Origin of the sequence: uncultured Rothia sp., assembly GCF_937976295.1 — a bacterium.
Classification (GTDB): Bacteria; Actinomycetota; Actinomycetes; order Actinomycetales; family Micrococcaceae; genus Rothia.
Map to the genome: position 1 here is coordinate 1 of NZ_CALJRY010000136.1, position 2,248 is coordinate 2,248.

3 protein-coding genes are annotated in these 2,248 nt (G+C 53.3%); all 3 read left to right on the forward strand.

All coding sequences use genetic code 11. The features are described from left to right. Positions 1 to 977, forward strand: a 977-nt coding sequence (locus tag Q0216_RS03510; RefSeq protein WP_298592965.1) for a hypothetical protein, incomplete at its 5' end; no start/stop codon positions are given. Positions 978 to 986: 9 nt separating this feature from the next. Beyond that, positions 987 to 1,898: a type II CRISPR-associated endonuclease Cas1 gene (gene cas1, locus Q0216_RS03515; protein WP_298592967.1), complete on the forward strand. Its 912-nt coding sequence runs from the start codon at positions 987 to 989 to the stop codon at positions 1,896 to 1,898. Then, positions 1,891 to 2,208, forward strand: a complete 318-nt coding sequence (gene cas2, locus Q0216_RS03520; protein ID WP_298592969.1) for a CRISPR-associated endonuclease Cas2 — start codon at positions 1,891 to 1,893, stop codon at positions 2,206 to 2,208. Before cas1 ends, cas2 begins: the two co-directional genes overlap by 8 nt. The last annotated feature ends 40 nt before the right edge of the window (positions 2,209 to 2,248 follow it).

Here is a 2,248-nt window from a genome sequence, read left to right on the forward strand (position 1 = left end):
GTGACCTGTTGGCTGAGGCTATCGAGGATGACTCTATTGCGGTAGTGAGCCCGCTTCGTTTGCGCCCGCAGAACGGAGCGGTGCATAAGGATACTATCGCTGCGGTGAAGAAGCAGACTTTGGGTTCTGCGTGGTCTGCTGATGCTGTGAAGCGTATTGTCAATCCGGAGATTTACCTGGCGATGAAGGATGCTCTGGGTAAGTTGAAGGAGCTTCCTGAGGATTCTGCCCGTACGCTTGAATTGCCGGATGGCCGCTTTGTTGAGGCTGATGATGAGGTGCTGTTCTTCCCGAAGAATGCTGCGTCGATTTTGACTCCTCGTGGTGTGGCTGAGATTGGTGAGTCGATTCATCATGCTCGCTTGTACGGCTGGCTGACGAAGAAGGGCGAGCTGAAGGTCGGTATGCTCCGCGTGTATGGTGCGGAGTTCCCGTGGCTGATGCGTGAGAGTGGTAGCCGCAATGTTTTGAGTATGCCGATTCATCCGGGTTCTCAGTCTTTCCGTGGCATGCAGGATGGTGTGCGTAAGGTGGTTGAGAGTGGTGAAGCGGTTGAGTTTGCCTGGATTACTCAGAACGATGAGTTGGAGTTTGATCCGGCTGACTATATCGCTCATGGCGGCAAGGACGAGTTGAGGCAGTTCTTGGAGTTTATGCCGGAGTGCCGCTGGCGTGTTGATGGTTTTTATGACTCAGGTCGTTTGCGTCTCCGTCCTGCGCTATTGTCTCGTGAGCAGTTGCCAAACGAGATTCAGGCTCGGCTTGATGCAAAAAATCTCAGTGCGGAAGAGTCTGTATTGATTAAGGCCTTGGATAACGGTCTCTTTATCTCTACAGGCGGTTTGCTTCCTCTGGGGAGTCTGAAAGTCATTCGCCGTAATAACTTGGGTTTCCCTCGATGGCGCGGCAACGGTAGCCTGCCGACTTCGTTCGAGGTTCGTTCTTCGGCGTTGCGCGCTCTGGGTGCGGAAGGCTAGGAGAGCGTGATGGATAGTAAGTGGCGTGTTCTTGATTTCACTGCCTATGAGGGCTTCCTGTCGTATGAGAGGGGGCGAATCGTGGCGGGGGAGCGGAGCACGCCACTTGCTGAGGTTGATTTTATTCTCCTTGGCATGGGGTGCTCCTGGGGCTACGGTCTGGTGGCTGGTCTGGAACGTTTTGATGTTGCTGCCGCGATTTGTGATTGGCGTAATCAGCCGATTTCTACGTTGTATCACTGGTCTGAGAATACGAAGGTGTTTACTCGTCATGAGGCTCAAGCTGAGTTGAGTGTGCCGCGTGCGAAGAATGCGTGGATGCAGATTGTGAAGGCTAAGCTTCGTGGTCAGGCGAATTGTCTTGAGGCTATGGGGCGGCCGGGTGCTACGGATATTCGTGCGTTGGCTCGTTCGGTGCGTTCTGGTGACCCGTCAAATGCTGAGGCTCAGGGGGCGCGCCTATATTGGGGAGCGTTCCTTCCAGAACAGGGATTCCGCCGTCAACAGCTCTCGGATGACGTGGTAAATGGCATGTTGAACTATGGATACACGATTCTTCGCGGGAGGGTTTTGACTCGTGTGATTTCTGCGGGTTTGTGCCCGACGCTGTCGCTGTTCCACCGCCATCGTTCTAATGCTTTTGCTTTGGTTGATGATTTGGTGGAGCCGTTCCGCCCTGCTGTGGATTATGCGGTGTATCAGTTGATTTCTGCTGGTTCTACTGAGTTGGGTCGGCAGGAGAAGGTTGCTCTGGTTCAGGTGTTGTCTGATGCGGTGAATGCTGATTCGCCGTTTAAGCTCCGTACTGTGATGGAGGATTTTTGTTCTGAGTTTGCTCTCTATGTTGAGGGTAAGCGTGATAGGTTGTCGGTTCCGGTGTGGGAGCTGACTGCTGTTGAGGAGTCGTGTGAGGATGGCTGATCCTGTGTGGTTGATGGTGATGTTTGATTTGCCGGTGAAGACGAAGAGTGAGCGGAGGCTGGCGAATCGTTATCGTCATGTTCTGCTGGATTTAGGTTTTGACCGTATGCAGTTGAGCGTGTATGCGAAGTACTATCTGAACGGGAATGCGACGGGTTCTGATTTGTTTCGGTTGCAGGTTGAGGTTCCGCCGGGTGGTGCGATTCGTATTATGCGTTTTACGGATGCTCAGTGGGCTGGGTCGATTCGCCATTTGGGGCCGGAGGTGCAGCAGATGGAGGATAAGCCGGAGGCTTTAGATATTTTCTAGCGGAGCTTCACAAAAATGAGCCGGTGGGGCAGCGACTAAA

Excerpts from the sequence above, each read along its gene's own strand:
- cas1 (WP_298592967.1), top strand. The coding sequence starts at position 987 with ATGGATAGTAAGTGGCGTGTTCTTGATTTCACTGCCTATGAGGGCTTC.
- cas2 (WP_298592969.1), top strand. The coding sequence starts at position 1,891 with ATGGCTGATCCTGTGTGGTTGATGGTGATGTTTGATTTGCCGGTGAAG.